Raw genomic sequence first — 25,010 nt, forward strand, 5'->3', positions numbered from 1 at the left:
ATGATGATTACGCGAAGTGACTTACGGGCCTGGCGCGTTGGGCCCGTAATGTATCGCTGGTTTCTACGCGCGTTTCCAACTGGCGGAAGCTATGCTGATGTCCATCGTGCACTCCAGCGGGAAGGGTATACAGACTGGGCAAATAGTCTGGTGGAATACGGCTGGTCAAAATGGCGGGAAGAGGCGAGTTTTGCCCAGCAGGATATTCGCGCGATGGGGAATATTTCCCGTGTGCAAACGGCGGGGGAAATCAGCCGTCCGCTGGCGAGTGCGGAAGATAATGCCCGATTCAGTTGTGCAGGCGATAACGTTAAAATCACCAGCGCCGGGTATGCCGCACAGATCGCCAGCGCAGGTTACAGCGCACGTATTGGTAGCGTAGGCTATAACGCGCATATCGGCAGTTCAGGCGATCGCGGGCGAATTGCGGTTGCGGGAAATTCGGCACGTATTAGTAGCGTGGGTGACGGGACGCGTATCGCCAGTACCGGCATGCGCGTACGCATCAGTTCGCTCGGCGACAGAAATCGGATTGCCTGCGGTGGTGATTTAACTCAGTTGGCCTGTTTTGGCGCAGAGTCTAAAATCGCCAACTGCGCCGACAACATCCACATTATTGCCAGCGGAGAGAACGCCGTTGTTGCCAGTACCGGTGTTGTCGATTCGATAATACTCGGTCCCGGCGGCTGCGCGGCGCTGGCCTATCACGATGGCGAGAGAATGCGTTTTGCGCTTGCCGTTGAGGGGGAAAATAACATCCGGGCGGGCGTGAAATATCGGCTCAACGAAGACCACCAGTTTGTGGAATGTTGAGCCGTGATCTCATTTTAACGCGAAGCGGCGTTGGGTGATTTTCTCCAGGCTCAGGCACAGCAGGTAATAGACCAGTCCGGTAAAGATAAAAATGGCTGCCGGATAGATTTGTACCCGGCTGTTAACCTGACCCGCAACCGTTGTGAGTTCCGGCACGTTAACGATAAACGCCAGCGACGTGTCCTTCAGTAATCCAATAAAAATCCCCGTCAGCGATGGCAGTACGTTACGCAGCACCTGCGGCAATAAGATAAGCCACAGGGCCTGATACGGGCGAAAACCCTGAGCCACGGCAGCATCATATTGCCCGCCAGGCAGCGCGCTAATTCCTGCATACACTGAGTGCATGACCGAGGCGGCGGTGAACCATGCCAGCGCCAGCGTCACGGTAACGGCTCCGGGGAGATCGCTTCCGGTCAGCATGGGTAGCAAATACCACATCCAGAAAATCACAAAGATTAGCGGAATGCCGCGAATAAACTCCGCCCAGATAAACAACCCGTTGCGAACCGTGCCCGGAAAACGCCAGGCGCAGCAGGCAAGAACTATCCCACCAGGCAAGGCCAGCAGCGCCGCGCCGAGATCCATTAACAACGTGAGCAGAACGCCGCCGGGTTGTCCCTGGGCCACCCGTCCCCACAGGAGATAATCAAGATTGTCGGTAATGACCGAAATGTTAGCGATCATGCAGTATGCTCCTGACGCTGAAGATACGCGTTTTAACCTTGGACGATTTACCCGATGCAGGCCGTGGGCCAAGACGCGTAAGCAGCATACCCAGAACGATGCCGGTGAACAGATAGAGCGCAGTGCCAACAGCAAAGGCTTCCAGCGCGTGCGCGTTGTAGCTCTCAATTTGCCGCACCTGGTAGGTGAGCTCAGCAAATCCAATACCGCTGGCAAGCGAGGAAAGTTTCATCAGGTTAAGGTATTGCCCAACAATGGGTTGCCAGGCGTTCGCCAGTCCCTGAGGGAGCAGAATGTGACGAAACGTCGCCCAGGATGAAAAACCCTGCGCCACGGCAGCCTCACGTTGTCCGGCAGAAACCGCCTGTAAACCAGAGGCGATCTCCTCGACCAAAAATGCCGAGGTAAATACGCCCAGCCCCCATGCTGAACAGATAAACTCTGGTGTTAACCACCAGACATCGCCTGGCAGAATAGACCAGGGATGCTCTGCATTGATGAAGGTAATGACGTTGCGGGGCAGCCAGTTCCATGCGGCAAAATACCAGAACATCAGTTGCACCAGTAAAGGCGTGTTGCGAAACACCGAAACCCATACACTGACCACCGCTTTGTTGAAGCGATGGCCCGTCAGACGCAGGCCGAGTAGGAAGATGGCAATGAGCGTGGCGAGTACGACACCTGCCAGTGTCACCCAGAGCGTGGTGAGAAAACCGGAAATTATCCATTGCAGAGGTTGCCCGCTCAGCACTCCCTGCCAGTCCATTGCAAGCATTATAGCGATGACTCCTGGTGTAGCGGGTCGAGCACTTTTTTCAGGAAACGCTGGGTTCTCGGGTGCTGTGGCCGGGTGAAAAAATCCTCCGGCGCGGCCACTTCAAGAATTTCTCTGCCATCGATGAATACCACGCGATCGGCAATCTCACGGGCAAAATGCATTTCATGGGTCACGACGATCATGGTGATACCGCTGTGGGCCAGGTTTTTCATCACCTGTAATACCTCGCCGATCATTTCTGGATCCAGCGCGGAGGTGGGCTCATCAAACAGAAGGATTTGTGGCGATGAGGCCAGCGCGCGGGCGATGGCCACGCGCTGTTGCTGCCCACCGGACAACTGTGCGGCATAAGCGCTCGCTTTTTCTGCCAGTCCCACCTGATCCAGCAATTCGAGTGCCCGACGCGCGGCTGCCGCCTTGTTCCAACCGTGAACATATTCCAGCGCCAGCGAGATGTTCTGATGCGCTGTCAGATGCGAATAGAGATTGAATTGCTGAAAAACGAAACCGATACGGCTGCGTAACTGGCGTAATGCTGCCCCGCGCAACTGACTAATTGGTTTGTCATCAATGAAAATCTCGCCACCGCTGAGCGACTCAAGCTGATTGATAAGGCGTATAAGCGTGGATTTTCCCGAGCCAGAAGGGCCCAGAATAGTCACCACTTCACCGGGTTCAACTGACAGGCTGACGCCGTTAAGTACGGTGTGAGTGTCAAACTGTTTGATGACATTGCGCAGTTCGACGCTTGCCTGGCGCAAATGGGTAAAATCCGCCGCGGAAACTGCACAACGATGAAACAGGGCTGAGAGCATATTACTTCGCTTCTATTTTAAAGGCGCGGGGTTGCGGATTTTTGGTTTCAGGGCCAAACCAGACATCATAAATTTTTGCCGCCTGCCCGGTAGATTCCAGCCTCAAAAGCTCATCATTGACGGCTTTTAACAGCGCTGGCTCACCTTTTTTCACTCCCACGCCGATCTCTTCTTTGCTCAACAGATCAGGCAGAATTTTGAAATCTGCTTTATCCGGCGCACCGCTTAATAGACCGGCCAGAATCGTACTGTCCTGGGTGATGGCCTGAACATTGCCATTGCGTAGCGCGGTTAACGCCAGTGGAATATCGTCGTAGGCCAGCACACGCGACTGCGGGAAGCGCTGATGTAGCGCCTGCTCACCGGTAGTACCTTTTACCGCGCCGATTCGCGCTTTGCTGTATGCATCGAGCTGGTCCGGGGATTTGGCCGGTACCAGGAACTGCTGCCCGGTAACAAAATAGGGGATGGAGAAGTCAATGACCTGCGCCCGCTCAGGCGTAATCGTGATATCCGCCACGATTAAATCGGCTTTACCGGATTGTAATAAAGGAATGCGGTTTGCCGGATTAGTCGCTACCAGTTCCAGTTTTACGCCGAGGGATTTTGCCAGCGCTTCAGCAAAATCAACGTCATAGCCGACAATCTTATGCGTTTTGGCATCGACGGAGCCAAACGGCGGATTCGCGTCGAATGTCGCAACTTTTACTACGCCTGCGGCTTTGATATCGGCCAGTTGGTCAGCCTGAGCCTGCGAGGCGGCAATGCCGGTGGCCAGCAGCACGCCGAGTGCCAGCAATGTTTTTTTAGCGCGATAAGTTTTCGTTGCCATCATGATGTAAATCCCTGTCGTTTTTGGTTTGTGCTTTTTACGCTCCCATAACTTACGTTCAGGACAAAATAAGAAAAAATTCTTATCTATTTACAAAATGTTATTAGTGAAAACGGTGTTAACAATGGGTAAACGCAATGGGAAATGTAGATAAGAGGAGGGGCATAGTCTGGCGGTAAAAAAACCGGCATTGCGCCGGTTTGGAAATCAGATTTTACAGGCGTCGCCGCAGTCATTATCAGCAATAATGTCCTGCGCTTTCTTGTCAGCATCTTCCAGACGTTCAGCATTACGCTCTTGCGCTTCTTCCAGTCCATCAAAGACCAGATTATCGAGATCAATTTCCATCATTCACCTGCTCAGGTTCAGCGTTTAACATCATATTATTATATTGCAAAAATGTTGCTTAACAGCAGCGATTCTTGCTACTTAGCGTCGAACTCAATTCGGGGTGCCTGTTTACCCGCCAGTTGGCCAACAATTCGCCATTGCTAAAGAACCGTGAAGCGGAAATACCGAAAAATGATTGTGCCCTCGACTGTTCTACTTTCACTTTTTCATTAACGTGATGCGCGATCATTTTTAACAAATTAGCGACAAAATCACTATACATATAACTTAATATCTTTTATACATTAATTGTTCAACCCTGCGACTATTCCACAAAAGAGAAAGCTATATGGAACAGACACCTGATAAGAAAAACGATAATTTTCAAAAAGATGGCAAAGAACAGTTCAATCGCTCGATCGGTCTTATTTCAAACTTTGCGTTGGGTTTTACCTACCTTTCGCCGCTTACCGCCGTCTATTCGCTGTTTGCACTGGCCGTAACGCTGGCGGGGCCGCCCGCAGTCTGGTGGATTTTAATCGTCGCATGTGGACAACTTTTAGTGGCGTTGGTTTTTGGTGAGGTCGCTTCCCAGTATCCGATAACCGGCGGGCTTTATCCGTGGGCCAGAAGGTTATGGGGCAAGAAATATGCGTGGATCGCTGCCTGGATTTACCTGTGGGCACTGGTGGTCACCATTACGTCAATCGCGGAATATACTTCAACATTTGTTGAGTCGCTCTTCCACTATGGTCAGACGCCAGCCACTATGTTGGCGACTTCCGTCCTGCTGCTGCTTTTGATGATGGCTGTTAATATGTCCGGGACTAAAAATCTGGCTCGGGTCGCAAAAATTGGCTTCTGGTGTGAAATCGTTAGCGTGATTGCGCTGGGAATTTATCTGCTGATATTCCACCGTTCGCAGCCATTCTCCGTAATTTTTGATTCGATGGGCGTGCTGGCGCATGACGGCAGCTATTCCACCGCATTTATGTCTGCCGCGCTGATGGGGCTGTTTATGTTCTTTGGCTTTGAGGCCTGCGGTAACGTTGCGGAAGAGGTACAGAATCCAAGTAAAAAGATCCCGGTTGCGATGATTTTGAGCATCGTATTTGGTGCGATTTCGGCGATTATTTCCGTCATGGGATACCTCCTGGCTTCACCAAATCTGGTCAGTATCGTGAATGGCAAAACGTCTGACCCGATTCCGGCCATCCTTAATGAAGCACTTGGTGAAACCGGCGCAACTATCTTTATCATCGTCGCGATTGTGGCGATGCTGTCGTGCATTTTGTCTCTGCAGGCTGCGTTAAGCCGCCTTATCTTTTCTTTCTCCCGCGACAGAATGCTGCCGGGAAGTGAGTGGATGTCAAAGATCTCTAAAAATGGTGTTCCGGATAATGCGATGGTTGTTAGCTGTCTGCTGCCAGTCATCATTTGCGTTTGGGTCTATTTCCAGCCAGACAATCTGTCGCGTATTACCGCGTTTGCCGTCATCGGTATTTATATCTCGTTCCAGATGGTTGTGCTTGCCGCACTGCGCCAGCGCCTGAAAGGCTGGAAACCGGCTGGGGAGTGGACCATTGGCGGTTGGGGCGTGATTGTGAACGTGCTGGCGCTAGCCTATGGATTGTGTGGGATCTGGTTGTTGGCGCAACCGGCAGACAGCAGCGATTTCATCGATCGTTGGACGGTACTGTTCGGCCTAGCGATTGTCGTTGGCTCCGGGCTTATCTATATGTTCCTGACCCGACCGTTTGGTCGCTCTGCGGCACCGGAAAACGACGCCATTGCCTACGCTAACAAGCTGAATATGGGGCAGGATAACTAAACACTAAGGGCCTTCGGGCCCTTAGTTTTGATAGTGATAAAGGATAAAGTAGTCGCTCTGATAAACAACGGTACTGTTTGCGGGAGAGAGTAATTCACCCACGCGAAAACGTGGCCAACTGGAAAAGATAATTCTGTTTTCCAGATTGGTCAGAATGACATAGTCAGGATGAGCGCAGGAGAGCAGTTCGGCCTCAATCTGACTGACCAGCAGATCGACGGCGGCAACGCCAAGAAACTGATCGTTGTAGTAGATCGGCACTGCCGAGGTCAGGGTGTAGGAAATATTGCAGATATAGTCGACGTAGGGGCCGTGGATATAGGCTTTTCCTGCCGGAGGTGAGTGCTTAAACCACTCGAAGGTTCTGAAATCCAGGCGTTGCTGGGTGGCCTGATCTAAATCGAGGTGCGCCTGACTCAAACCATTATCTTTCTTATACCACCATTCCAGCAGCCAATACTCTTTTGTGGTGGCAGTGCTCTCAATATGGCTGGCGAACCCGGCCCCTGAACAGTAATGATTGTTACTGAGGGTGCGCTTGATGTGTTGCTGAACGGTAGATCTCACCGATGGATCGAGGACAACTTCTGCTGAGGCCTTTTGCACCCCGGAAATCGCCTCATGGATGCTCCTCGCCAGCGCAACGGTAGAATCTACGGTAGAGGCGGTAATATCATCAATCTTACGAATTAATGCGCTTAAGGATGTCGAAGAGCTCATTGTCTGTCCTGCCTTCACTGATTGTCAGTTCGAGTTATATTTCAGCTTTTTTTCAATAAGGTAATAGGTAAACGAGTCGATGATCCGTGTGGCAAGCTGCACGGATTCTGCCTCGTTGTGAGCAGCCAGCGCATCGGCCAGTGCCGAGTAAAGCGCAATAATTTCGGCATGAATGTTGTCTGCGCGATAAAGTATCGCCACCAGCGATGCCCATTCAGCCTGGACCTGCAGCTCCTGATTGGCCAGTCGCGCGGAATGTGAACTGGCAGCTATCGCCAGTAGACAGCGCATATCGGCCTGGGTCATCAGCTCTGGTGAGTTTGCCTTGCTGAGCACCTCAACAAACTCGCGAAATTTGGCGATATCCGCGCCGGTCATCCGTCTGGAAGCCAGCCTTGCGCTATGGCTGATAATGGCGCAATGCATTTCGCCCAGGTCAGAAAGATAATCCGTACTGATCGCTTTGAACGGATGCAGGGCGCTGTTTTTGCCATCAATATTTTCGCAAACGAAGCTCCCGCCATTTCGACCACGAACCGTATGGATAAGATTATTAGCCCGAAGCGTGTTTAGCGCTTCTCTGATAGTGATATGTGAGACACCCATCATCTTTGCCAAATCAGTTTCGTTGGGGAGCTGTTCTTTTGGCTCCAGCAACCCCGTGATAATGGCGTTTGACAGGCGCTGCACTATCTGGTCTGAACGACTGACCTGCCCGATAGGCGCAAATATGACCGCGTGAGTAATCATAATCTTTTCTGCACTCAATTCCCTGAAACAACGACCATTTTTAACACATGCCCGTCAGGCAAGGAAGGTAAGAATGGCCGAGTTATTTTACATGCCTATGCGCAACGTCACTGCACAAGCGGATGTGTGTCCCGATAACCTCATGATGAGCTGAGCAAACGCGTTAGCTCACGATGAAAAGCCTTATCCCGAAAATGTAAAAATTAAGTTAAAAATGCGAGGCTTATCATAGTGTCAATGTTGCGCATTTGAAAATCTTTTACAATATATATATTACATAAGATTCTTTATGTATTAACGGGCAGGAGACAGACATGAAAACCCTGAAGCATTTTATCAATGGGCAATATGTAGCAGGTCGTAGCGAAGATACCTTCGAACTGGTGAGTCCGGTCGACGGCGAAACGTACGCATTATCACCCAACGCCAATGCGGAAGAGGTGGAGCAGGCCTACTCGGCGGCGGAGGCGGCGTTTAGCATCTGGCGAAAATCGACGCCGGCACAGCGGCAAAAGGCGTTATTGCAACTGGCAGATGAAATTGAACGAAACGTTGAGCGGCTGGTGAACGCGCAGAGTCAGGAGACCGGTCAGCTTCGCCATTTTATTGAGAAGGAAGAGATCGCGGCATCCTGCGATGCCATCCGTTTTTTTGCCGGTGCGGCGCGCTGTCTTGAAGGGAAAGCGGCAGGGGAATATTCCGCTGGGTTTACCTCGACTATCCGCCGTGAACCGCTGGGTATCGTTGGACAAGTCACGCCATGGAACTACCCGTTCATGATGGCGGTATGGAAGATTGCGCCAGCGCTGGCGGCAGGCAATACGGTCGTATTAAAACCCAGCGACACCACGCCGGTCAGCACGCTGCTGTTGGCTGAACTGGCCGCGCCGTTGTTCCCAAGAGGGGCGTTTAACGTCGTATTAGGTAAAGCCAGCACCGGTTCGCTGGTGGTTTCAAACCCGAAGGCCTCACTGGTTTCAATTACCGGTTCGGTCCGCGCGGGTCTACAGGTTGCGGCTTCGGCAGCGGCGAACCTGACCAAGGCGCATCTGGAATTGGGCGGGAAAGCGCCTGCGGTGGTGTTTGCTGATGCAGATATGGACAAGGCGATCGCGACGATTACCACGGCAGGCTTCTTCAATGCTGGCCAGGATTGCACGGCGGCTACGCGTATTCTGGTCGAACAATCCATCTACGCTGAATTCCTGGAAAAGCTGGTTCAGAAAACGAAGAGTATTAAATTTGGACCGCCAGCGGATCAGGCTGCGCTATATGGCGCATTGAACAGTAAAAACCAACTGGAGCAGGTGAAAGGCTTTATTGCGCGTTTACCGGCACATGCAAAAATTGAAACGGGTGGGCGTGCCGGGCCGGGTCCGGGCTTCTATTTTGAGCCGACGATCGTCTCCGGATTGCATCAACATGACGAAGCTATTCAGCATGAAGTATTTGGACCGGTAATGACTATTCAACCGTTTTCGACTGATGAAGAGGGTCTACACAAAGCGAATGATGTGGAATATGGTCTGGCCGCCAGCGTCTGGACCAGTAACCATGGTCGCGCACAGCGCTTCAGCATTGACCTCGATTTTGGCACCGTGTGGATTAACAATCACATTCCTCTGTGCGCCGAAATGCCGCACGGCGGGTTCAAAAAATCGGGTTATGGCAAAGATCTCTCATCCTATTCGCTCGAAGAATATACCCGGGTGAAACATATCATGTGTGACATTTCTGAATAGAGAGGATGTCGATGAAAACATTAAACATAGCGGTGCTTTCATTCGTGATGTTCTCGGGCTATAGCCTGGCAGAAAGCACATCGCTGAATACCGTTAAAGAGTACATGGCGGCCTGGAATGCACACGATGCTTCGCGAGCCGCGCAATATCTTGCTGATGACGCAGTCTATTATGATGCCGCCGCTGGCGAGCCGATAAATGGCAGAGAAAAAGCTGAAAAAGAGGTTATCGGTGCCTTTATTAAGGCGGTGCCAGATCTGAGCTGGAAAATGGTCGGCAAACCCGTTTACGACGAAGATACCGTGGCGTTTCGTTGGGAATTTTCAGGCAAAAATAGTGGTGAATGGGCAGGGAGTCCGCCGACAAATAATCCGATAAAATTTGAAGGTGTCAGCTATATTCATGTTAAAGCAGGTAAAATCACCTGGCAGGGCGATTATTATGATTCTAAAAAACTGGATGAAGAGTTAAAGCCAGGGAAATAGTCGGCTGTCCCCCTTTATTACTATGAAGGGGGACATCTCTTATTTGTGTCGTATTTAGGGCAGTGTGTAGCAATAAGGAAAAAAGTTAATGGCAATTACCAGACGTGATTTTCTCAACGGCGTCGCGGTGACTATTGCGGCGGGGCTTACCCCGCTGGAATGGGTCAGGGCGGCAGGAAAGGGAAACGCATTTATAGATGGAAATTATTATCCGCCAGGGCTGACGGGGCTGCGGGGTAATCATCCTGGATCGTTTGAAATGGCGCATGCAGTAGGCCGCGAGCATAAACATTTTGATTTAAACGCTCTGCCCGTTGAGGAAGAGTACGATCTGGTGATTGTGGGCGGCGGTATTAGCGGGCTGGCTGCCGGTTGTTTCTGGCGCCAGCTTACCGGGCAAAATAGCCGGATCCTGATCCTCGATAACCATGACGATTTTGGCGGGCACGCCAAACGTAACGAATTTACGAGCTCAGGTAAGAAATTACTCGGCTATGGCGGCAGCGAAGCATTCCAGTCGCCCGCGCACAATTTCAGCCCTGAGGTGCAAAAACTGATGGAAACCGTGGGCGTCAGCGTCACGCGGTTAAAAGAGAGCTTTGACGTAAACTTCTACCCCGACTGGCAGCTCAGTCGCGGCGTGTTCTTCGACAAAAAGAATTTTGGCGAGACAAAAATCGTCAGCGGCGATCCGGGGCGCGCGGTATCTGATGATATCCCGCCGAACAGGCTCTATGGCCGTAAAATTGAAGACTTTATCAATGATTTTCCGCTAAGTGAGCACGACCGAAAGGCGTTGATCGACCTGCACGTCCATCCTGGCGATTATCTTCCGGGCATGACGGTCGATGAGAAAATGGAATGGCTGGATACCCACAGCTACAGTGAATTTTTGGCCACAAAAGTTGGTTTGAGCAAAATGGCGCTGCTCTATTTTCAGCAGCGTTCTAATGACTTCTTTGCCATCGGCATTGAAGGCATTTCCTGTAGCGATGCCAGGGCGTGCGCATTACCCGGCATGGAGGCGCTGGGAATACCGCCGTTGGACGGCGAGTCGCTGGCCGACCTCGAAGAGCCGTATGTTTACCATTTCCCTGACGGTAACGCCGGGCTGGCCCGACTGTTAGTCAGGTATATGCTGCCGGATGCGCTACCGGGTAACACGATGGAAGACTCCGTCCTTGCCAGACTGCATTATGAAAAGCTGGATCTGCCGGAAAACACCACGCGCTTGCGTCTGAATAGCACGGTGATTAATGCGGCCAACACAAAGGATGGCGTGGTGGTGACCTATCTGCGTGACGGCAAAATGCATCGCGTGCGCGGTAAAAACACCATCATGGCGGGCTATAACATGATGATCCCGTATCTGGTGCCTGAGATGCCGGAACAGCAGCAGGCGGATCTCAAACTGAACGTGAAGGCTCCGCTGGTGTACACCAACGTGGTGGTCAAAAACTGGCAGGCGTTCAAACAGCTTGGCGTGCATGAATTTTACTCTCCGGCGGCACCATACAGCCGGATTAAGCTCGACTATCCGGTCAGCATCGGCGGGTATCAACACCCGGCCTCACCGGACGATCCGATGGTCATTCACATGGTCTATGTGCCTACTTATCCGGGCAGTAATCTGTCGGCCAGAGAGCAATTCCGTCTGGGGCGAGCGTATTTACTGGGGACCACATTTGCGACGCATGAGGAGATGATTCGCTCCCAGTTGCAGGAAATGTTTGGCTCAACGGGCTTTGATAATCAACGCGATATCTCCGCCATTACGGTTAACCGCTGGGCGCATGGCTATGCGTATTACGCCAACGCGTTGTTCGATGATATGGATAAAATGCCAGAAATTATCGAGCGGGCGCGTCAGCCAGTTGGTCGCATTGCCATCGCTAATTCCGATTCTGACTGGGGCGCTTATGCCCATACGGCCATCGACCAGGCATGGCGTGCGGTTAATGAACTCAAGGATATGGGGTGATCTATGCGTAACGTAACCGTTCTTGCCGCCTGTTTGTTTACCGCCTCTGTGAGTGCAGCGGAATCTAATGGCGAATATATCGCCCGTATCTCTGACTGTGTGGCCTGTCATACCACCGAAGGGGGGGCGGCGATGGCGGGTGGCAAAAAGTTTCCTACTCCGGTAGGGGATATTTATTCGACCAACATTACCCCAGACAAAACCCAGGGTATTGGTAATTACTCATACGAGGATTTTGACAAGGCCGTACGTCAGGGAATTGCCAAAGATGGTCATCCGTTATATCCGGCCATGCCTTATCCCTCTTACGCGAAACTTTCTGATGACGATGTACAGGCGTTGTATCGCTATTTAATGCATGATGTCACCCCCTCTGCGCAGCCCAATAAAGAGAATGCCATTCCGTGGCTACTCTCCGCCCGCTGGCCGCTGCATATCTGGAACTGGCTATTTACCGACGGGCCAGCGACGGCTGTAGAGCGTGCAAAAACGGATGACAACGCTGCGTTAGTAAAACGGGGCGCTTATCTGGTGGAAGGTCCCGGACACTGCGGTTCTTGCCATACCCCGAGAGGCATGGCGATGAACGAAAAAGCGTATACCAATGCTGATGCCGAGTACCTGAGCGGCGCGATGATCGACGGCTGGTATGCGCCTTCGCTGCGCGGCACGGGAATGTCTGAGCAGGAATTAAAATCGCTGTTGCTGACCGGTAAAAGCAAGCATGCCGCGGTTTCAGGTTCGATGGCAGAAGTCGTCACGCAGAGTACACAGTACCTGACCGATGACGATGCCACGGCGATCGCGCAATATCTGCTGAGCCTGAAAAGCGAGAAGCCTGAAACGGTGCGCGCAGCGGCAACTACGGTGTCCTGGTCGAATTCACCCGAGGCGGGCAAAGTGACCTATAACCGCTACTGCTCCACCTGTCACGGTCTGGAGGGGAAAGGTACGGATGATAACGCACCTTCTTTGATCAACAATCCGCTGGTGATGGTTGATGACCCGACGCCGCTATTCAGAGTGATTGCCCACGGCGCAGAAACACCGACAACGCGTGGCAGCGTCTCCTTTAAGATGCCGGCTTACGGTGGCATGTTAAGCGACAACGAAATGCGCGACGTGATTAATTACGTGCGTAAAAGTTGGGGAGAAGGGAACGGCGAAGTAAGCCAGAAGGACCTGGCAGGAATTAAAAAAGCGTCACATTAAACAGCATGTCGGATGGACAAGGTGCTTGCCGCGCCATCCGGCAGTGCTTAAACGGCGTTTATTCTGATAATACCCACCAGTCGGGTAAACGCCGACGCCATTTCATGCTCTTCGATACTGGCAAATCCCAGCAGCAGGCCGCTGCGTTTCTCTTCATTCACGTAATAGCGAGACAGCGGGCGCACCAGCAGCCCTTGCGCATTTGCCTGTTGGGCAATGACAACGTCATCGCTCCCGACGGGCAACTGTAGAATCATGTGCAGCCCGGCGTTGCTGCTGAAGGAGCCAAGATACTGCTCGCCCAACTGGCGGCTGATAAGCTCCACCAACGTCTGGCGGCGACGACTGTACAACTGGCGCATTTTACGAATGTGCGCCGCGTAGTAACCCTCGCGGATAAACTCCGCCAGCGCTGCCTGAATCAGCAAATGTCCACCACGATAGAGGTCGTTATGAACCTTCTTCAGCGGCGCGGCGAGCGGTTTGGGCAGTACCACATACCCGAGCCGCAGTGCGGGATAGAGTGTTTTACTGAATGTCCCGATATAGATGACCGGCGTCTCTTCTTCCAGTCCCTGCAATGATGGAATTGGCTGGCCGGAAAAGCGAAATTCGCTGTCGTAGTCATCTTCCACTATCCAGCTTCGCGTTTCACGTGCGCGAAAGAGAAGTGCCCGACGGCGGTTGAGGCTCATTACCGAACCGAGCGGATATTGATGTGACGGTGTCACAAAAATCAGCTTTGGCGCGGATTCGCCAGCCTCCGGCGGCACCATACCTTGTTCATCAACCGGGATCGCCGAAAAGTTAACCGCATTGATGCGCAGAATATTTTTGATTCCCCAGTAGCCCGGCTCCTCAATCCAGGCGTTATCCCCCGGGTTGCATAGCGTCCGGGTCACCAGATCCAGCGCCTGGTGAATACCTTCAGTAATCAGAATTTGCTCCGGTGAACACCGCACCCCGCGTGCGGTGCGCAGATAGTCTGCCAGCGCTTCTTTCAGCTCAGTCACGCCGCCTGCGGCATCGTACGTGAGAAACTCCGGGCGTAACCGTCTCGCCAGCCGATCCTGAATTTTTTTGAGCACCCGGTGAGGGAAATGCTCCACATCAGGTACGCCTGGAATAAATGCGCCCCATTGACGAGGGCTGGCGCTGGCATGGCCCAGCAGCTCAAGGCAGCGGGCAGATAAGCGGGTGTGATCCTCCAGTGTGGCGGCAACGGGCTCTTTGTGGGGACGCAGGTCGAGATTGTCCAGCACGCTGTCGGTGACAAATGTGCCGCTGCTGGTGCGCGCGGAAATATAACCTTCGGCCTGCAATTGCTCGTAAACCCGCAGGATGGTATTGCGCGATAGCGTCAGTTCGCCTGCCAGGTCACGGGACGGAGGCATTCGGGTAGCCGGTTTCAGGCTACCTTCGAGGATGCAACTGCAGATGGCGGCATACAGGCGACGATGCAGCTTTTCATCGGTCTGCTGGCTAAATGCCTGCTTGATCACATCTCCGGCAAGTGAACGCATTTGGATCCTTAAAATAAAACGATTTGGCTCTCGATTAAAGTACCAGATGGCGTCTAAATTTAAAGGGTAATTCAACCTAAATGTATTAATGGACAAGGTGTAGAGAATGAACAATAAAAACCTGCAACAACGTCGTCTGGATGCCACCCCGCGTGGCGTAGGTGTAATGTGTGATTTTTATGCCCAGTCAGCAGAAAACAGCACAATTACCGATATCGAGGGCAATCAGTACATTGATTTTGCCGCCGGGATTGCCGTGCTGAACACCGGACACCGTCATCCTCGCCTGGTGCAGGCAGTCGAAGCGCAACTGCAGGCTTTTACCCATACGGCTTATCAGATTGTCCCGTACGAAAGCTATGTGTCTTTGGCGGAGAAAATCAACGCCGTTGCGCCAATCGACGGCAAGCGCAAAACCACATTCTTCACCACCGGGGCTGAAGCGGTCGAAAATGCGGTGAAAATTGCGCGCGCACATACCGGCCGTCCTGGCGTTATTGCTTTTGGCGGCGGTTTTCATGGGCGTACCTACATGACGATGGCGTTAACCGGCAAGGTGGCACCGTATAAAAAAGGGTTCGGCCCGTTCCCTGGCTCGGTTTACCACGCACCGTATCCTTGCGAGTTGCAGGGGATTTCTACGGCGGACTCCATCAAAGCGATTGAGCGCCTGTTTAAAGCCGATATCGATCCCACCCAGGTCGCGGCGATTATTTTCGAACCCGTCCAGGGTGAAGGGGGCTTCGTGGTGGCGCCGCCGGAGTTTGTGGCTGCCATCCGCCGTATTTGCGACGAGCATGGCATCGTGATGATCGCCGATGAGGTGCAAAGCGGGTTTGCCCGTACGGGCCAGTTGTTTGCGATGGACCACTACGCTGACAAAGCTGACCTGATGACTATGGCAAAAAGCCTTGCAGGCGGTATGCCGCTGTCTGGCGTCGTGGGCAAAGCTGAAATTATGGATGCGCCTGCGCCGGGTGGTCTGGGCGGAACCTACGCCGGAAACCCGCTGTCAATTGCGGCAGCTCATGCGGTGCTGGATATCATTCGTGATGAACAGCTGTGCCAGCGTGCGGCAGCTCTTGGCGAACAACTGCGCGCCACTCTGACTGACGCGCAAACCGGGTGTCCTGAACTGGCCGAAGTGCGCGGCTTAGGCTCTATGATCGCCGCTGAATTCTGTGACGCAGCGACGGGAGAACCCAACGCAGCCGCCGCACAACGCGTGCAGAAGAAAGCCCTTGAGCAAGGATTACTGCTGCTGACCTGCGGTCAGTATGGCAACGTTATTCGTTTCCTTTATCCGCTGACGATCCCGCAGGATCAGTTCGCCAAAGCGCTCGATATCATTAAAGCGGCAACCAAATAATCTGTTAGTCATAGTGTTACCCACAGCCGACGGTGGTCATCACCGTCGGCTTTTTTGTCGGCATAAATTGATCTTCCTCGTGTGTCGTGCGGTATTTATCGCGAATGGGTTGCCTGTTATATCGTTATATAATTTAATGCACATCGTTTTTACTCCGCTATCCAGATGGTATCCCATGTTAACTTTCCGCTCTTTTGTGCTGGTATGCGCCAGCATGTTGTTTGCGTTTTCTGCCCAGGCCGACCGTACGATTACCGACCAGCTTGGTCGTCAGATCACGATTCCGGACCACGTCGACAAAGTGGTCGTGCTGCAACACCAGACGCTGAATATTCTGGTCCAGCTTAATGCTCAGCAGGACATTATTGGCGTGATGTCGAGCTGGAAAAAACAGCTCGGGCCTGAGTTTGCGCGCTTTATGCCGACAATTGCCACATTGCCGACGCCGGGCGATCTCACCAGCGTGAATATTGAAAGCCTACTGGCGATTCATCCACAGGTGGTTTTTGTCGCCAACTATGCGCCTGCGGAGATGATCCAGCAGATTCAGAACGCCGGTATTCCGGTCGTGGCAATCTCATTGCGCAAGGATGCAGCCGGGCAACAGAATAAAATGAACCCGACCATGGCCGATGAAGAGCAGGTCTACAACGAAGGGTTAAAGCAGGGGATTCGCCTGATTGCGGACGTCGTGGGGCGCAAACCGCAAGCTGAGACGTTGATCGACTACGTATTTGCGGCACGGGCAAAATTCAATGCGCCGGTCGCAAAAATCCCGGATGCGCAAAAAGTCCGTATTTATATGGCTAACCCCGACCTGATGACTTACGGCTCCGGGAAGTACACGGGACTCATGATGCAGCACGCGGGTGGGCTAAACGTGGCGGCTGCCAGTGTAAAAGGCGCCCGTCAGGTTGCGCTGGAACAGGTATTGGCGTGGAACCCGCAGGTAATTTTTGTTCAGGATCGCTACCCGCAGGTGGTAACGGAGATCCAAAACGATCCTAACTGGCAGGGGATTGATGCGGTGAAAAATCATCGCGTCTGGTTGATGCCTGAGTACGCCAAAGCCTGGGGCTATCCGATGCCTGAAGCGTTGGCGATTGGTGAGCTGTGGATGGCCAAAAAACTGTACCCGGACGCCTATAAAGACGTGGATGTTGATGCGCAGGCGCAAGACTACTATCAGCGTTTTTATCGTGTGAACTGGCAGCCTGATGCAGTTAAGTAACCACATTTTACCCCAGCAACCACTCTTAATCGCGACGGTCCTGTTGCTGGGCCTTGGTTCGTTGTGCCTCGGACAATATCCGCTGTCGTTAAGCGAAGTCTTTTATCACCTGATGCACTATAGCGACGCTGAAGGGATTGCCGGTCAGGTTATCTGGACGGTCAGGCTACCGCGAATTCTGATGGCGCTGCTGGCGGGTGGGGCGTTGGGGTTATGTGGCGCGACGCTGCAAGGGGTATTTCATAATCCGCTGGTCGACCCGCATATTATTGGCGTGACGTCCGGGGCCGCTTTTGGCGGAACGCTGGCTATTCTGCTCGGCCTGTCGCCGTGGTTGATGATGGGTTCAACGTTTTTCTTCGGTCTGACGGCGCTGGTCCTGGTGTATGCCATTGCTGCGCTGCAGGGGCTGGAGAATACGCTGGTGCTGATCCTGTCGGGTATCATTTTGAGTGGTTTTTTTGCCGCGCTGGTGAGCCTGATTCAGTATCAGGCTGATACCGAAGAAACGTTACCCAATATCGTGTTCTGGCTGCTCGGCAGCTTTGCGACGGCTAACTGGCATAAAGTTCTGCTGTTGGCGATTCCAGTTGGTATCGCTGCGACAGTTTTGTACCAGCTACGCTGGCGGATAAACCTGTTATCACTCAATGATAAAGATGCCCGATCGCTAGGCGTCGCGGTAGTTCCTCTGCGACGCAGCGTTTTGCTGTGCTGCGCTTTTTTAGTCGCCGCTCAGGTAGCGGTCAGCGGCAGTATCGCCTGGGTTGGGCTGGTTATTCCGCATCTGGCGCGTTTGCTGGTGGGGGTTGATCATCGGCGTCTACTGCCGTGCGCCTTCTGGATGGGAGGCGGTTTTATGATTGTGGTGGATGATATTGCGCGTACCCTGATGCACGCGGAGATACCGCTTGGGATCATCACCGCATTATTCGGCGCGCCGCTGTTTGCTTTTTTACTCATCCGCTCCAGCCGCCGGGAGATATCATGAAACCTGCCGCATTGCGTGTAAATACGCTTACCTATGGGTATCGCGCGCCGCTATTTGAGCCGCTTACATTCAGTTGCCAGAAAGGTGAGATCTGGGCTGTGCTGGGACGTAACGGCCTGGGTAAAAGTACGCTGCTCGATACGCTAACCGGCACGCTACCAGCTTTGGACGGCAGCATTGAAAATGACGGCGGGATAGGGATTGTGGCGCAGCATTGCCACCTGCCATTTCCTTATACGGTGAGCGACGTGGTGCTGATGGGGCGGGCAAAGCACGTGAAGCTTTTTGCGCAACCCAGCCAGCAGGATCAACAAAGAGCGACCCAGGCGCTGGAGCAGTTAAATATTGCCCAGCTTGCTTCCCACTCGTTTAGCTCACTTTCCGGGGGGCAACAGCAACTGGTGATGATAGCCCGGGCGCTGGTGACGGAGTGTCAAACGCTGCTGCTTGATGAACCGTGCTCCGCGCTGGATCTCGCCAATCAGCAGGTGGTGCTTCAGCTCATCAGCGATCTGGCCCATCTACAGGGATGCAGCATTCTTTTTTCGACCCACGATCCGCTGCATGCGTTACAAATAGCCACCCATACTTTGCTGCTGCTCTCCGAAGGAAAATGGCGGGCAGGGCCAACGGACAGCATTGTGACGGAAGAGAATCTGTTCCTGGCCTTTGGCTTACCGCTGCGAAAACTCAGTGTAGAGAACCACCCGACGCCGTTTATCGCACCGCTGTTTTCTGTTCGTCGTTAAGAGGTAAAAACCCGGCGGCGGTAAGAAACGCCTGACCGCCGTTGGAGAGCATGAATTTAACCAGCGCCATCACCTCGTTGGATGCGTCGAGCACCGCCAGTTGGTATTCGCAGCGAATATTGTGCTCATCAGGGATAGCTACATAATGCACGTCGGGTTGGGCGTGCAGCGTTTTCGCGTAATGCGCGTAGCCGATAAACAGATCGGCCAGTCCCTGGCGAAGGATCCAGGCGCTCGCCAGTTCACCAGACGGGATTTTCACCGTATCACGCCCACCAACCAGCGGGATGGCGCGCGCCCGAAGCTGTTGTCCGAGTCCTGGCTCCAGTACATCCATATTGTCGAAAAATGCCCAGGTATAGTCTCCGGAAGGATCGCAGACGGGCGTGGATGTACCTATTCGTAGCGTTGGGTCGCGGAGCAAATCCAGCCAGGCGCCGTTTCGGTTGCTGACCAGACTCAGTTGATTCCAGCTAAAGGTTTGCGTGAGGACAGCTTTTTGCAAAGCCAGCAGGCGTTGCGGGTGCTCCCGATTGGCTGAGGCAAAGAGCGCACACGGTTCACCGGCTTCAATACGCTCGCGTAATAAACCGGCCGGACCATATTCCACCTTCACGTCTATTCCGCTATGGCGCGAGAACTGGCTTATCAAAGGGGCAAATGCCAGGCGTAAACTGCCCGCGGCAAACAGAATAATGGAAGAGGGCATGGTATCCGATCTCTGACGAAAAAGGTTTGCGAAGAGGATAAATGATACGCGCTGAGCATAGAGTTTAGAAGACTTTGGCCTATCGCTTTGTGCCAGCATCATACGGAGTAATGATTAAGCTTAAGGTTACGAACAGGAGGCAATAAAAAGAAATTATGAGGTGTAACGAAGGGAAATAGCACCAAATCATAGAAATAATTTGGTGCGTCCGAGTGGACTCGAACCACCGACCCCCACCATGTCAAGGTGGTGCTCTAACCAACTGAGCTACGGACGCAAGATGGTGCGTTCAATTGGACTCGAACCAACGACCCCCACCATGTCAAGGTGGTGCTCTAACCAACTGAGCTATGAACGCAACGTTGTAGGTGACAACGGGGACGAATATTAGCGGCACAGACCGAATGAGGCAAGAGGGAAATAGCATTTTTCTTCCTGAACTCACGCGATTGCAGAGTAATTAAGCAAGTTGATTATATTTTGTTGATTTTGCAGCGTGTTTTTTATTCAGACAGTGAGCAGGGGCATAATGGGGACGGTTTGAATGACAGGTGCGCTCAGACTTTAAGCGCAGCAAGGATCGCGGTTTCTATTTTCTCAGGGGTAGTGAACGGCGCAAAACGCTTGAGCGGTTTGCCGTCACGCCCGATCAGGAACTTAGTGAAATTCCACTTAATACGCCCACCCAGCACGCCGGGTAATTCGTTTTTCAGGTAACGAAACACCGGATGCGTAGCCGCACCGTTGACTTCCACTTTCTCAAATATCGGGAAGCTCACACCGTAGTTGATGTGACAGGTTTGCGAGATTTCGTCGGCCCCGCCGGGCTCCTGATTACCGAACTGGTTGCAGGGGAAACCAAGCACCACCAGACCCTGCGCGGCGTACTTCTTGTAAAGCGCTTCGAGGCCTGCATATTGCGGCGTGAAGCCACAATGGCTGGCAGTATTGACCACCAGAACCAGTTTGCCAGCATAGTCGGCCATAGAGACGGGCTCACCATGCAGACGGGTGGCTGTAAGTTGATAAAAGGTGATCATGCCGGAATCCTCAAATAAGATCGCATTACTCATTTTATTATGGTCGCAACTGTCTGATTAATAAACTGACCGTTGAAGTGCTGGCGATTTATTATTTTGTCGGGTTATCGCTAACGTTTTTAAACGCGTCACCCCAGCAGCATCGTTAGGTGACGACTAAAAATGGGGGGCGTGACGTTGTGCGTGATTATCACTGCGACAAACACGTGACAGATATAAAAAAATCCACGCCTGGCGTGGATTTAGAGAGAGTGTGAGAGCAGGGGATTAACGTTCGTGCTTTGCCATTAGCAGTGCCAGGTCGACGAGGCGATTAGAGAATCCCCATTCGTTGTCGTACCACGCCAGAATTTTGACCATATTGCCGCCAATCACCAGCGTTGACAGGCCGTCGATGATGGATGAGCGCGGGTCACCCTGGTAATCGCTTGAGACAAGCGGTTCATCGCTATAGCCGAGGATCCCTTTCAGTGGCCCTGTCGCAGCGGCGTCACGAAACGCATTATTGACCTCCTCTGCTGTTACATCCCGCTCAAGCGTTACGGTCAGGTCGACAATGGACACCACCGGAACCGGTACGCGCAGCGAATACCCGGTTAAGCGACCATCCAGCTCCGGGATGACTTTGCCAAGTGCCTTCGCGGCACCGCTGGAGTAGGGCACAATCGACAATGCAGCGGCGCGGGCACCACGAAGATCTTTTTCCGGCTGGTCGTGCAGCGCCTGGCTGTTGGTATAGGCGTGGGTGGTATTCATCAAACCATGCTTAATGCCGAAATGTTGGTGCAAAACCTGTGCGGCAGGTGCCAGACCGTTAGTGGTGCAGCTACCGTTGCTGACGACAAAGTGTTTATCCGCAGAGTAGAGGTGATCGTTAACGCCCATCACGATGGTTAAATCATCGTTCTTACCAGGGGCGGAGATAATCACTCGTTTTGCGCCACCGCTGTGGATATGCACCGCCGCCTTGTCACGTTCAGTGAAGAAGCCGGTTGCTTCAATGACAATATCGACTTCACGCTGACGCCATGGGATGTTGGCTGGGTCGCGTTCGCTGAACACGGTGATGGATTTACCGTTAACCACCAACTGCCCCTCACCGGCGGTGACGTCGGTGTCGAGTTTACCGAGCAGCGAGTCGTATTTCAGCAGATGCGCCAGCGTTTTACTGTCTGTCAGATCGTTGATTGCCACGATCTGGATCTCCGGGTTACCCAGTGCAGCACGCAGTACGTTACGTCCGATACGGCCAAAACCGTTAATACCGACCTTTACCATGATGAACTCCTTATCTGTTGTCTCTGGAGTAAATTTAGGCCGGTCACGTGTTGGCGTAAATGACAAAAAAGGATCACTTTACGCCATTTTACGACAGTGAAAGCGCTGGCGATATTCACCAGGCGTCAGGTGAAGCTGTTTTTCAAACAGCCGTCGCAGGTTAATGCTGCTGCCAAATCCTGTTTGTTCGGCGATACGCTCCAGCGTCTCGTTGGTCTGCTCCAGACGCTGTCGTGCAGCGGCCAGACGGGCTTCGGCCACATAGCGTGCCGGTGATGCGCCCGTTTCCCGGGTAAACACGCGGGTGAAATTACGTGGACTCATGGCGACTTTTTCCGCCAGTTTATCCACACTGAGATCGGCGGTGAGGTTCTCAAGCAGCCAGGCGAGCAGATCGTTAATCGGGCCCAGGGTGCTGGTCTGCTGAAGGTTGTAGCGGCTAAACTGGAGTTGTCCCCCGGGACGGCGCAGGTACATGACGAAATCCTGAGCGACGTCGCGCGCCAGACTGAAGCCGTAATCCTCTTCAACTAACGCTAACGTCAGGTCAAAGCCGGAACTGACGCCACCTGATGTCCAGATATGTTCGTCCTGGATATAGAGCGGACCGCTTTCGACGCGCACCTTTGGGAATTCTGCCTGCATGGTTTCCAGTAGCTTCCAGTGGGTGGTGGCTCGTCTGCCGTCCAGCAGCCCGGTTTCTGCCAGCAGCATCGCGCCGCCGCAAATGGATACAATGCGGCGGGCGTGGGGAGCAGCCAGGCGTAGCCAGTCAACCACCGCAATCCCTTCCTGCGGGTTTTGACCTCTGCCAGTGATGATGATGGTATCGAGAGGTTCGCGAGGATCTATCTCATGCAGGCGGTGATCTGCCAGTAAATTTAGGCCGGACTGACCATGGATCACCTGATGCGGTTGCGTTGTCGCTAACTGAACCTGGTAACACGTCTCCGTAGCGCCTTTGGGATGCAGGCGGTTGGCCTGCATCAGAATGTCGGCAATACCGGCGGACTCAAACAGCATACCGCCATCGGGAACAATAATGAGTATCTTCTTCATGTCCTGAAAAGTAATCTTTTTACACAATAAGTCAATATTACATACTCAACTGGAAAAAGCCTTACCCGTGGCGTAGCGACATTACCGCCACAGGCCGATGGTTTGATGTTGACTCAACGGCGTTGCCTGAGCATCTCCCTTGATTAAGAATAGCGTTGCATTGACCCATTAAACTCACCACGAGGGGCTGACGCTCTGCTACACCAAAAATGGTATTGTTCTACAAGTCACTCTCCTGACGAGGTCTTATGAAAATCAGAAGGTTTAGTAATGGAGATGAAATTTCGTTATTCAGCGTCTTTTTATCTTCTGTACATACCCTCGCATCACATTACTACACACAGGAACAAATAGATGCGTGGGCCCCAACGGATATCGACCCGGAACAATGGGCCAATCATATGAAGGAATTACGCCCCTTTGTTGTTGAAGTGGATGGTGAAATAGCTGGATATGCAGATGTTCAGCCAAATGGGTACATTGACCATTTCTTTGTCTCGGGAACCTACCCGAGACAGGGAGTAGGGACACTACTGATGAATCGCATTCATGAAGAAGCCAGACAACGTGGAATTGGCGAACTGACTTCAAATGTCAGTAAGGCTGCGGAGGCGTTCTTTCTACGACACGGCTTTCATGTTGTGGAACGTGGGTTTCCTGCCTGTCGCGGACTGACATTACAAAATGCACTGATGCGAAAATATTTGGTGAAAAAATAGAAGATAACTGGGCTAAAGGTCCGCGATCAGCGAGGGCGGACACTCGGCTCTCTGCCGTATGCCATGACAGAGAGCACGCCAGAAATGAATGGATAGTTCTAGTTTGCTTTGCTGTTTTGACGGGATGTGACAATCGTCATTGCTGCCGCCGCCAGAAGTAAGAAACCACTCAAGCCAAAAGTACTGCGCCATCCCAGAGTGTCGAATACCATCCCACCTGCCGTTGAACCCAGAGCAATTGATAGCTGGATCACCGCAACCATTAAGCCACCACCCGCCTCTGCATCTTCGGGTAGTGCCCGCGCTATCCATGTCCACCATCCCGTTGGCGCAGCCGTTGCTAGTAGTCCCCACAGGCTGAGCAATACGGCAACAGCCCAGATGCTGTGTCCAACCAGCAGTAACGCCCCGGCAGTCGCTGCCATAAGTAGGGGGATCATGATTAAAGTCTGATAAAAACTTGTGTTCAGGAATATTGATACGGCCAGTGTGCCGACAAAACCCGCCACGCCTATTGCGAGCAAAATCAGAGATAGACCAGAAGGGCCTACGCGGGTTACGGTTTCAAGAAAGGGGCGCACATAGGTAAATAAGGCAAACTGCCCCATGAAGAAGAATCCGCAGGCCAGAAGTCCCGCAGGGACAATGGTGATGCGGAACAGACGATGCATAGATCTCTGGGATTTTTGTTTTTTATCGCTTTCCATCAATGGCAGGCTGACCCACTGCCAGATGAACGCGGCTATAGCCAGGGGAACGAGGCATAAAAATGCCCCTCGCCAGCCCACGGTCGTCCCCAGATAGCTGCCAAGCGGTGCCGCTACAACGGTAGCCAGCGCGTTCCCACCGTTAAAAATCGCCAGCGCGCGGGGAACCTGATGCTGCGGAACGAGCCGAATGGCGGTTGCAGCAGACATGGACCAGAATCCACCAATGACCACCCCAAGCAGGGCCCTCCCTAGGATATAAACCGGATAGCTGGGTGCCAGGGCGACGACTATCCCCGATATGGCCATTAAAACCGTCAGCCCCTGCAGGAGATGTTTTCGGTTCAGATCTCCGGCAATATGGGAGATAGTCAGGCTGGTAATGACCGCCAGCGCGCCAGAGATTGCAATTCCCTGGCCAGCCAGCCCTTCGGTAATGTGTAAATCACTGGCAATAAGCGTAAGCAGGCTGACCGGCATAAACTCGGAAGCGATCAGCACAAACACGCACAGCGTCATGGCAAACACGCCCCCCCAATGCGCATGCTTTTTTTCGTAATGCGGTTTTAGTCTTACTGTGGACATTATCAGATCTCTTAATATCGAATCGGCCTGGTTCAGGCGCAGTCCGGACAGACGTCATTCAGGAAATCACGTCA

General features: G+C 52.8%; 24 protein-coding genes and 2 tRNA genes. 11 read left to right on the plus strand and 15 right to left on the minus strand.

Annotation, left to right across the window (positions count from 1 at the left end; all coding sequences use genetic code 11):
* Complete coding sequence (ydhT, locus tag WC7_RS14890; protein WP_016152925.1) at window positions 1–813, plus strand: protein YdhT; 813 nt, start codon at window positions 1–3, stop codon at window positions 811–813.
* 9 nt (window positions 814–822) lie between these two features.
* Here the strand turns inward: ydhT and WC7_RS14885 are convergent, their stop codons facing one another.
* The 5 genes from WC7_RS14885 to WC7_RS26665 all read right to left on the minus strand — a co-directional run bounded on the left by WC7_RS14885 (window position 823) and on the right by WC7_RS26665 (window position 4,273).
* Window positions 823–1,500 (minus strand): amino acid ABC transporter permease, encoded by a 678-nt coding sequence (locus tag WC7_RS14885; RefSeq protein ID WP_016152926.1) that lies wholly within the window; start codon window positions 1,498–1,500, stop codon window positions 823–825.
* Complete coding sequence (locus WC7_RS14880; protein WP_016152927.1) at window positions 1,490–2,275, minus strand: amino acid ABC transporter permease; 786 nt, start codon at window positions 2,273–2,275, stop codon at window positions 1,490–1,492. Before WC7_RS14880 ends, WC7_RS14885 begins: the two co-directional genes overlap by 11 nt.
* Window positions 2,275–3,093, minus strand: coding sequence for an amino acid ABC transporter ATP-binding protein (locus WC7_RS14875; protein ID WP_016152928.1), 819 nt, complete (start codon window positions 3,091–3,093; stop codon window positions 2,275–2,277). The genes WC7_RS14880 and WC7_RS14875 overlap by 1 nt, the downstream gene beginning before the upstream one ends.
* Before the next feature lies 1 nt (window position 3,094).
* On the minus strand, window positions 3,095–3,928 hold the full coding sequence (locus WC7_RS14870) for an ABC transporter substrate-binding protein (RefSeq protein ID WP_016152929.1): 834 nt from the start codon (window positions 3,926–3,928) through the stop codon (window positions 3,095–3,097).
* 204 nt (window positions 3,929–4,132) lie between these two features.
* Window positions 4,133–4,273 (minus strand): hypothetical protein, encoded by a 141-nt coding sequence (locus WC7_RS26665; RefSeq protein WP_016152930.1) that lies wholly within the window; start codon window positions 4,271–4,273, stop codon window positions 4,133–4,135.
* 331 nt (window positions 4,274–4,604) lie between these two features.
* Here WC7_RS26665 and WC7_RS14865 point away from each other — a divergent pair, with 331 nt between their 5' ends.
* Window positions 4,605–6,086 carry an APC family permease gene (locus WC7_RS14865; RefSeq protein WP_016152931.1) on the plus strand — a complete coding sequence of 494 codons (1,482 nt, stop codon included), beginning with the start codon at window positions 4,605–4,607 and terminating at the stop codon, window positions 6,084–6,086.
* 21 nt (window positions 6,087–6,107) lie between these two features.
* Here the strand turns inward: WC7_RS14865 and WC7_RS14860 are convergent, their stop codons facing one another.
* Together WC7_RS14860 and WC7_RS14855 are read right to left on the minus strand one after the other, a co-directional pair.
* Complete coding sequence (locus tag WC7_RS14860; protein WP_016152932.1) at window positions 6,108–6,806, minus strand: cache domain-containing protein; 699 nt, start codon at window positions 6,804–6,806, stop codon at window positions 6,108–6,110.
* A 24-nt stretch (window positions 6,807–6,830) separates the two neighbouring features.
* The gene (locus WC7_RS14855; RefSeq protein WP_016152933.1) at window positions 6,831–7,556 is read right to left on the minus strand and encodes a FadR/GntR family transcriptional regulator; all 726 of its coding nucleotides are present in this window, start codon (window positions 7,554–7,556) and stop codon (window positions 6,831–6,833) included.
* 314 nt (window positions 7,557–7,870) lie between these two features.
* On the opposite strand from WC7_RS14855, the gene WC7_RS14850 reads away from it, so the two are divergent.
* From WC7_RS14850 to WC7_RS14835, 4 genes are all read left to right on the plus strand, one after another.
* Window positions 7,871–9,298 carry a gamma-aminobutyraldehyde dehydrogenase gene (locus WC7_RS14850; RefSeq protein ID WP_016152934.1) on the plus strand — a complete coding sequence of 476 codons (1,428 nt, stop codon included), beginning with the start codon at window positions 7,871–7,873 and terminating at the stop codon, window positions 9,296–9,298.
* 11 nt (window positions 9,299–9,309) lie between these two features.
* Complete coding sequence (locus WC7_RS14845; RefSeq protein WP_016152935.1) at window positions 9,310–9,783, plus strand: ester cyclase; 474 nt, start codon at window positions 9,310–9,312, stop codon at window positions 9,781–9,783.
* A gap of 88 nt (window positions 9,784–9,871) precedes the next feature.
* Complete coding sequence (locus WC7_RS14840) at window positions 9,872–11,764, plus strand: flavin monoamine oxidase family protein (protein WP_016152936.1); 1,893 nt, start codon at window positions 9,872–9,874, stop codon at window positions 11,762–11,764.
* Between the two features lie 3 nt (window positions 11,765–11,767).
* Window positions 11,768–12,976, plus strand: coding sequence for a c-type cytochrome (locus WC7_RS14835; protein WP_016152937.1), 1,209 nt, complete (start codon window positions 11,768–11,770; stop codon window positions 12,974–12,976).
* Window positions 12,977–13,023: 47 nt separating this feature from the next.
* On the opposite strand, the gene WC7_RS14830 is transcribed toward WC7_RS14835, so the two are convergent.
* Window positions 13,024–14,499 (minus strand): MocR-like pyridoxine biosynthesis transcription factor PdxR, encoded by a 1,476-nt coding sequence (locus tag WC7_RS14830; protein ID WP_016152938.1) that lies wholly within the window; start codon window positions 14,497–14,499, stop codon window positions 13,024–13,026.
* A gap of 106 nt (window positions 14,500–14,605) precedes the next feature.
* Here WC7_RS14830 and puuE point away from each other — a divergent pair, with 106 nt between their 5' ends.
* The 4 genes from puuE to WC7_RS14810 all read left to right on the plus strand — a co-directional run bounded on the left by puuE (window position 14,606) and on the right by WC7_RS14810 (window position 18,839).
* The gene (puuE, locus tag WC7_RS14825) at window positions 14,606–15,868 is read left to right on the plus strand and encodes a 4-aminobutyrate transaminase (protein ID WP_016152939.1); all 1,263 of its coding nucleotides are present in this window, start codon (window positions 14,606–14,608) and stop codon (window positions 15,866–15,868) included.
* Between the two features lie 175 nt (window positions 15,869–16,043).
* Complete coding sequence (locus tag WC7_RS14820) at window positions 16,044–17,099, plus strand: ABC transporter substrate-binding protein (protein ID WP_016152940.1); 1,056 nt, start codon at window positions 16,044–16,046, stop codon at window positions 17,097–17,099.
* The gene (locus WC7_RS14815) at window positions 17,086–18,090 is read left to right on the plus strand and encodes a FecCD family ABC transporter permease (protein ID WP_016152941.1); all 1,005 of its coding nucleotides are present in this window, start codon (window positions 17,086–17,088) and stop codon (window positions 18,088–18,090) included. The genes WC7_RS14820 and WC7_RS14815 overlap by 14 nt, the downstream gene beginning before the upstream one ends.
* Window positions 18,087–18,839: an ABC transporter ATP-binding protein gene (locus tag WC7_RS14810; protein ID WP_016152942.1), complete on the plus strand. Its 753-nt coding sequence runs from the start codon at window positions 18,087–18,089 to the stop codon at window positions 18,837–18,839. Before WC7_RS14815 ends, WC7_RS14810 begins: the two co-directional genes overlap by 4 nt.
* Here the strand turns inward: WC7_RS14810 and WC7_RS14805 are convergent.
* From WC7_RS14805 to WC7_RS14780, 6 genes are all read right to left on the minus strand, one after another.
* Window positions 18,808–19,548 (minus strand): substrate-binding domain-containing protein, encoded by a 741-nt coding sequence (locus tag WC7_RS14805; protein ID WP_016152943.1) that lies wholly within the window; start codon window positions 19,546–19,548, stop codon window positions 18,808–18,810. The two genes, WC7_RS14810 and WC7_RS14805, sit on opposite strands and share 32 nt — an antisense overlap.
* Window positions 19,549–19,748: 200 nt before the next feature.
* Window positions 19,749–19,825, minus strand: a tRNA-Val gene (locus WC7_RS14800).
* 4 nt (window positions 19,826–19,829) lie between these two features.
* Window positions 19,830–19,906 (minus strand) — tRNA-Val (locus tag WC7_RS14795).
* 199 nt (window positions 19,907–20,105) lie between these two features.
* The gene (locus WC7_RS14790; protein ID WP_016152944.1) at window positions 20,106–20,588 is read right to left on the minus strand and encodes a glutathione peroxidase; all 483 of its coding nucleotides are present in this window, start codon (window positions 20,586–20,588) and stop codon (window positions 20,106–20,108) included.
* 267 nt (window positions 20,589–20,855) lie between these two features.
* Window positions 20,856–21,866 carry a type I glyceraldehyde-3-phosphate dehydrogenase gene (gene gap / locus WC7_RS14785; protein ID WP_016152945.1) on the minus strand — a complete coding sequence of 337 codons (1,011 nt, stop codon included), beginning with the start codon at window positions 21,864–21,866 and terminating at the stop codon, window positions 20,856–20,858.
* Window positions 21,867–21,944: 78 nt separating this feature from the next.
* A complete protein-coding gene (locus tag WC7_RS14780) occupies window positions 21,945–22,925 on the minus strand; it encodes a GlxA family transcriptional regulator (protein WP_016152946.1) in 981 nt (326 codons plus the stop codon).
* A gap of 248 nt (window positions 22,926–23,173) precedes the next feature.
* On the opposite strand from WC7_RS14780, the gene WC7_RS14775 reads away from it, so the two are divergent.
* Window positions 23,174–23,644, plus strand: coding sequence for a GNAT family N-acetyltransferase (locus tag WC7_RS14775; protein WP_016152947.1), 471 nt, complete (start codon window positions 23,174–23,176; stop codon window positions 23,642–23,644).
* Window positions 23,645–23,742: 98 nt separating this feature from the next.
* On the opposite strand, the gene WC7_RS14770 is transcribed toward WC7_RS14775, so the two are convergent.
* Window positions 23,743–24,936, minus strand: a complete 1,194-nt coding sequence (locus WC7_RS14770; RefSeq protein WP_016152948.1) for an MFS transporter — start codon at window positions 24,934–24,936, stop codon at window positions 23,743–23,745.
* Between the last annotated feature and the right edge of the window lie 74 nt (window positions 24,937–25,010).

Origin of the sequence: Citrobacter sp. KTE151, from assembly GCF_000398845.1 — a bacterium.
Classification (GTDB): domain Bacteria; phylum Pseudomonadota; class Gammaproteobacteria; order Enterobacterales; family Enterobacteriaceae; genus Citrobacter; species Citrobacter braakii.

Bases quoted from the DNA above. Each gene is read 5' to 3' on its own strand.
- ydhT (WP_016152925.1), top strand. From the start codon at position 1: ATGATGATTACGCGAAGTGACTTACGGGCCTGGCGCGTTGGGCCCGTA.
- WC7_RS14885 (WP_016152926.1), bottom strand. From the start codon at position 1,500: ATGATCGCTAACATTTCGGTCATTACCGACAATCTTGATTATCTCCTG.
- WC7_RS14880 (WP_016152927.1), bottom strand. From the start codon at position 2,275: ATGCTTGCAATGGACTGGCAGGGAGTGCTGAGCGGGCAACCTCTGCAA.
- WC7_RS14875 (WP_016152928.1), bottom strand. From the start codon at position 3,093: ATGCTCTCAGCCCTGTTTCATCGTTGTGCAGTTTCCGCGGCGGATTTT.
- WC7_RS14870 (WP_016152929.1), bottom strand. From the start codon at position 3,928: ATGATGGCAACGAAAACTTATCGCGCTAAAAAAACATTGCTGGCACTC.
- WC7_RS26665 (WP_016152930.1), bottom strand. From the start codon at position 4,273: ATGGAAATTGATCTCGATAATCTGGTCTTTGATGGACTGGAAGAAGCG.
- WC7_RS14865 (WP_016152931.1), top strand. From the start codon at position 4,605: ATGGAACAGACACCTGATAAGAAAAACGATAATTTTCAAAAAGATGGC.
- WC7_RS14860 (WP_016152932.1), bottom strand. From the start codon at position 6,806: ATGAGCTCTTCGACATCCTTAAGCGCATTAATTCGTAAGATTGATGAT.
- WC7_RS14855 (WP_016152933.1), bottom strand. From the start codon at position 7,556: ATGATTACTCACGCGGTCATATTTGCGCCTATCGGGCAGGTCAGTCGT.
- WC7_RS14850 (WP_016152934.1), top strand. From the start codon at position 7,871: ATGAAAACCCTGAAGCATTTTATCAATGGGCAATATGTAGCAGGTCGT.
- WC7_RS14845 (WP_016152935.1), top strand. From the start codon at position 9,310: ATGAAAACATTAAACATAGCGGTGCTTTCATTCGTGATGTTCTCGGGC.
- WC7_RS14840 (WP_016152936.1), top strand. From the start codon at position 9,872: ATGGCAATTACCAGACGTGATTTTCTCAACGGCGTCGCGGTGACTATT.
- WC7_RS14835 (WP_016152937.1), top strand. From the start codon at position 11,768: ATGCGTAACGTAACCGTTCTTGCCGCCTGTTTGTTTACCGCCTCTGTG.
- WC7_RS14830 (WP_016152938.1), bottom strand. From the start codon at position 14,499: ATGCGTTCACTTGCCGGAGATGTGATCAAGCAGGCATTTAGCCAGCAG.
- puuE (WP_016152939.1), top strand. From the start codon at position 14,606: ATGAACAATAAAAACCTGCAACAACGTCGTCTGGATGCCACCCCGCGT.
- WC7_RS14820 (WP_016152940.1), top strand. From the start codon at position 16,044: ATGTTAACTTTCCGCTCTTTTGTGCTGGTATGCGCCAGCATGTTGTTT.
- WC7_RS14815 (WP_016152941.1), top strand. From the start codon at position 17,086: ATGCAGTTAAGTAACCACATTTTACCCCAGCAACCACTCTTAATCGCG.
- WC7_RS14810 (WP_016152942.1), top strand. From the start codon at position 18,087: ATGAAACCTGCCGCATTGCGTGTAAATACGCTTACCTATGGGTATCGC.
- WC7_RS14805 (WP_016152943.1), bottom strand. From the start codon at position 19,548: ATGCCCTCTTCCATTATTCTGTTTGCCGCGGGCAGTTTACGCCTGGCA.
- WC7_RS14790 (WP_016152944.1), bottom strand. From the start codon at position 20,588: ATGATCACCTTTTATCAACTTACAGCCACCCGTCTGCATGGTGAGCCC.
- gap (WP_016152945.1), bottom strand. From the start codon at position 21,866: ATGGTAAAGGTCGGTATTAACGGTTTTGGCCGTATCGGACGTAACGTA.
- WC7_RS14780 (WP_016152946.1), bottom strand. From the start codon at position 22,925: ATGAAGAAGATACTCATTATTGTTCCCGATGGCGGTATGCTGTTTGAG.
- WC7_RS14775 (WP_016152947.1), top strand. From the start codon at position 23,174: ATGAAAATCAGAAGGTTTAGTAATGGAGATGAAATTTCGTTATTCAGC.
- WC7_RS14770 (WP_016152948.1), bottom strand. From the start codon at position 24,936: ATGTCCACAGTAAGACTAAAACCGCATTACGAAAAAAAGCATGCGCAT.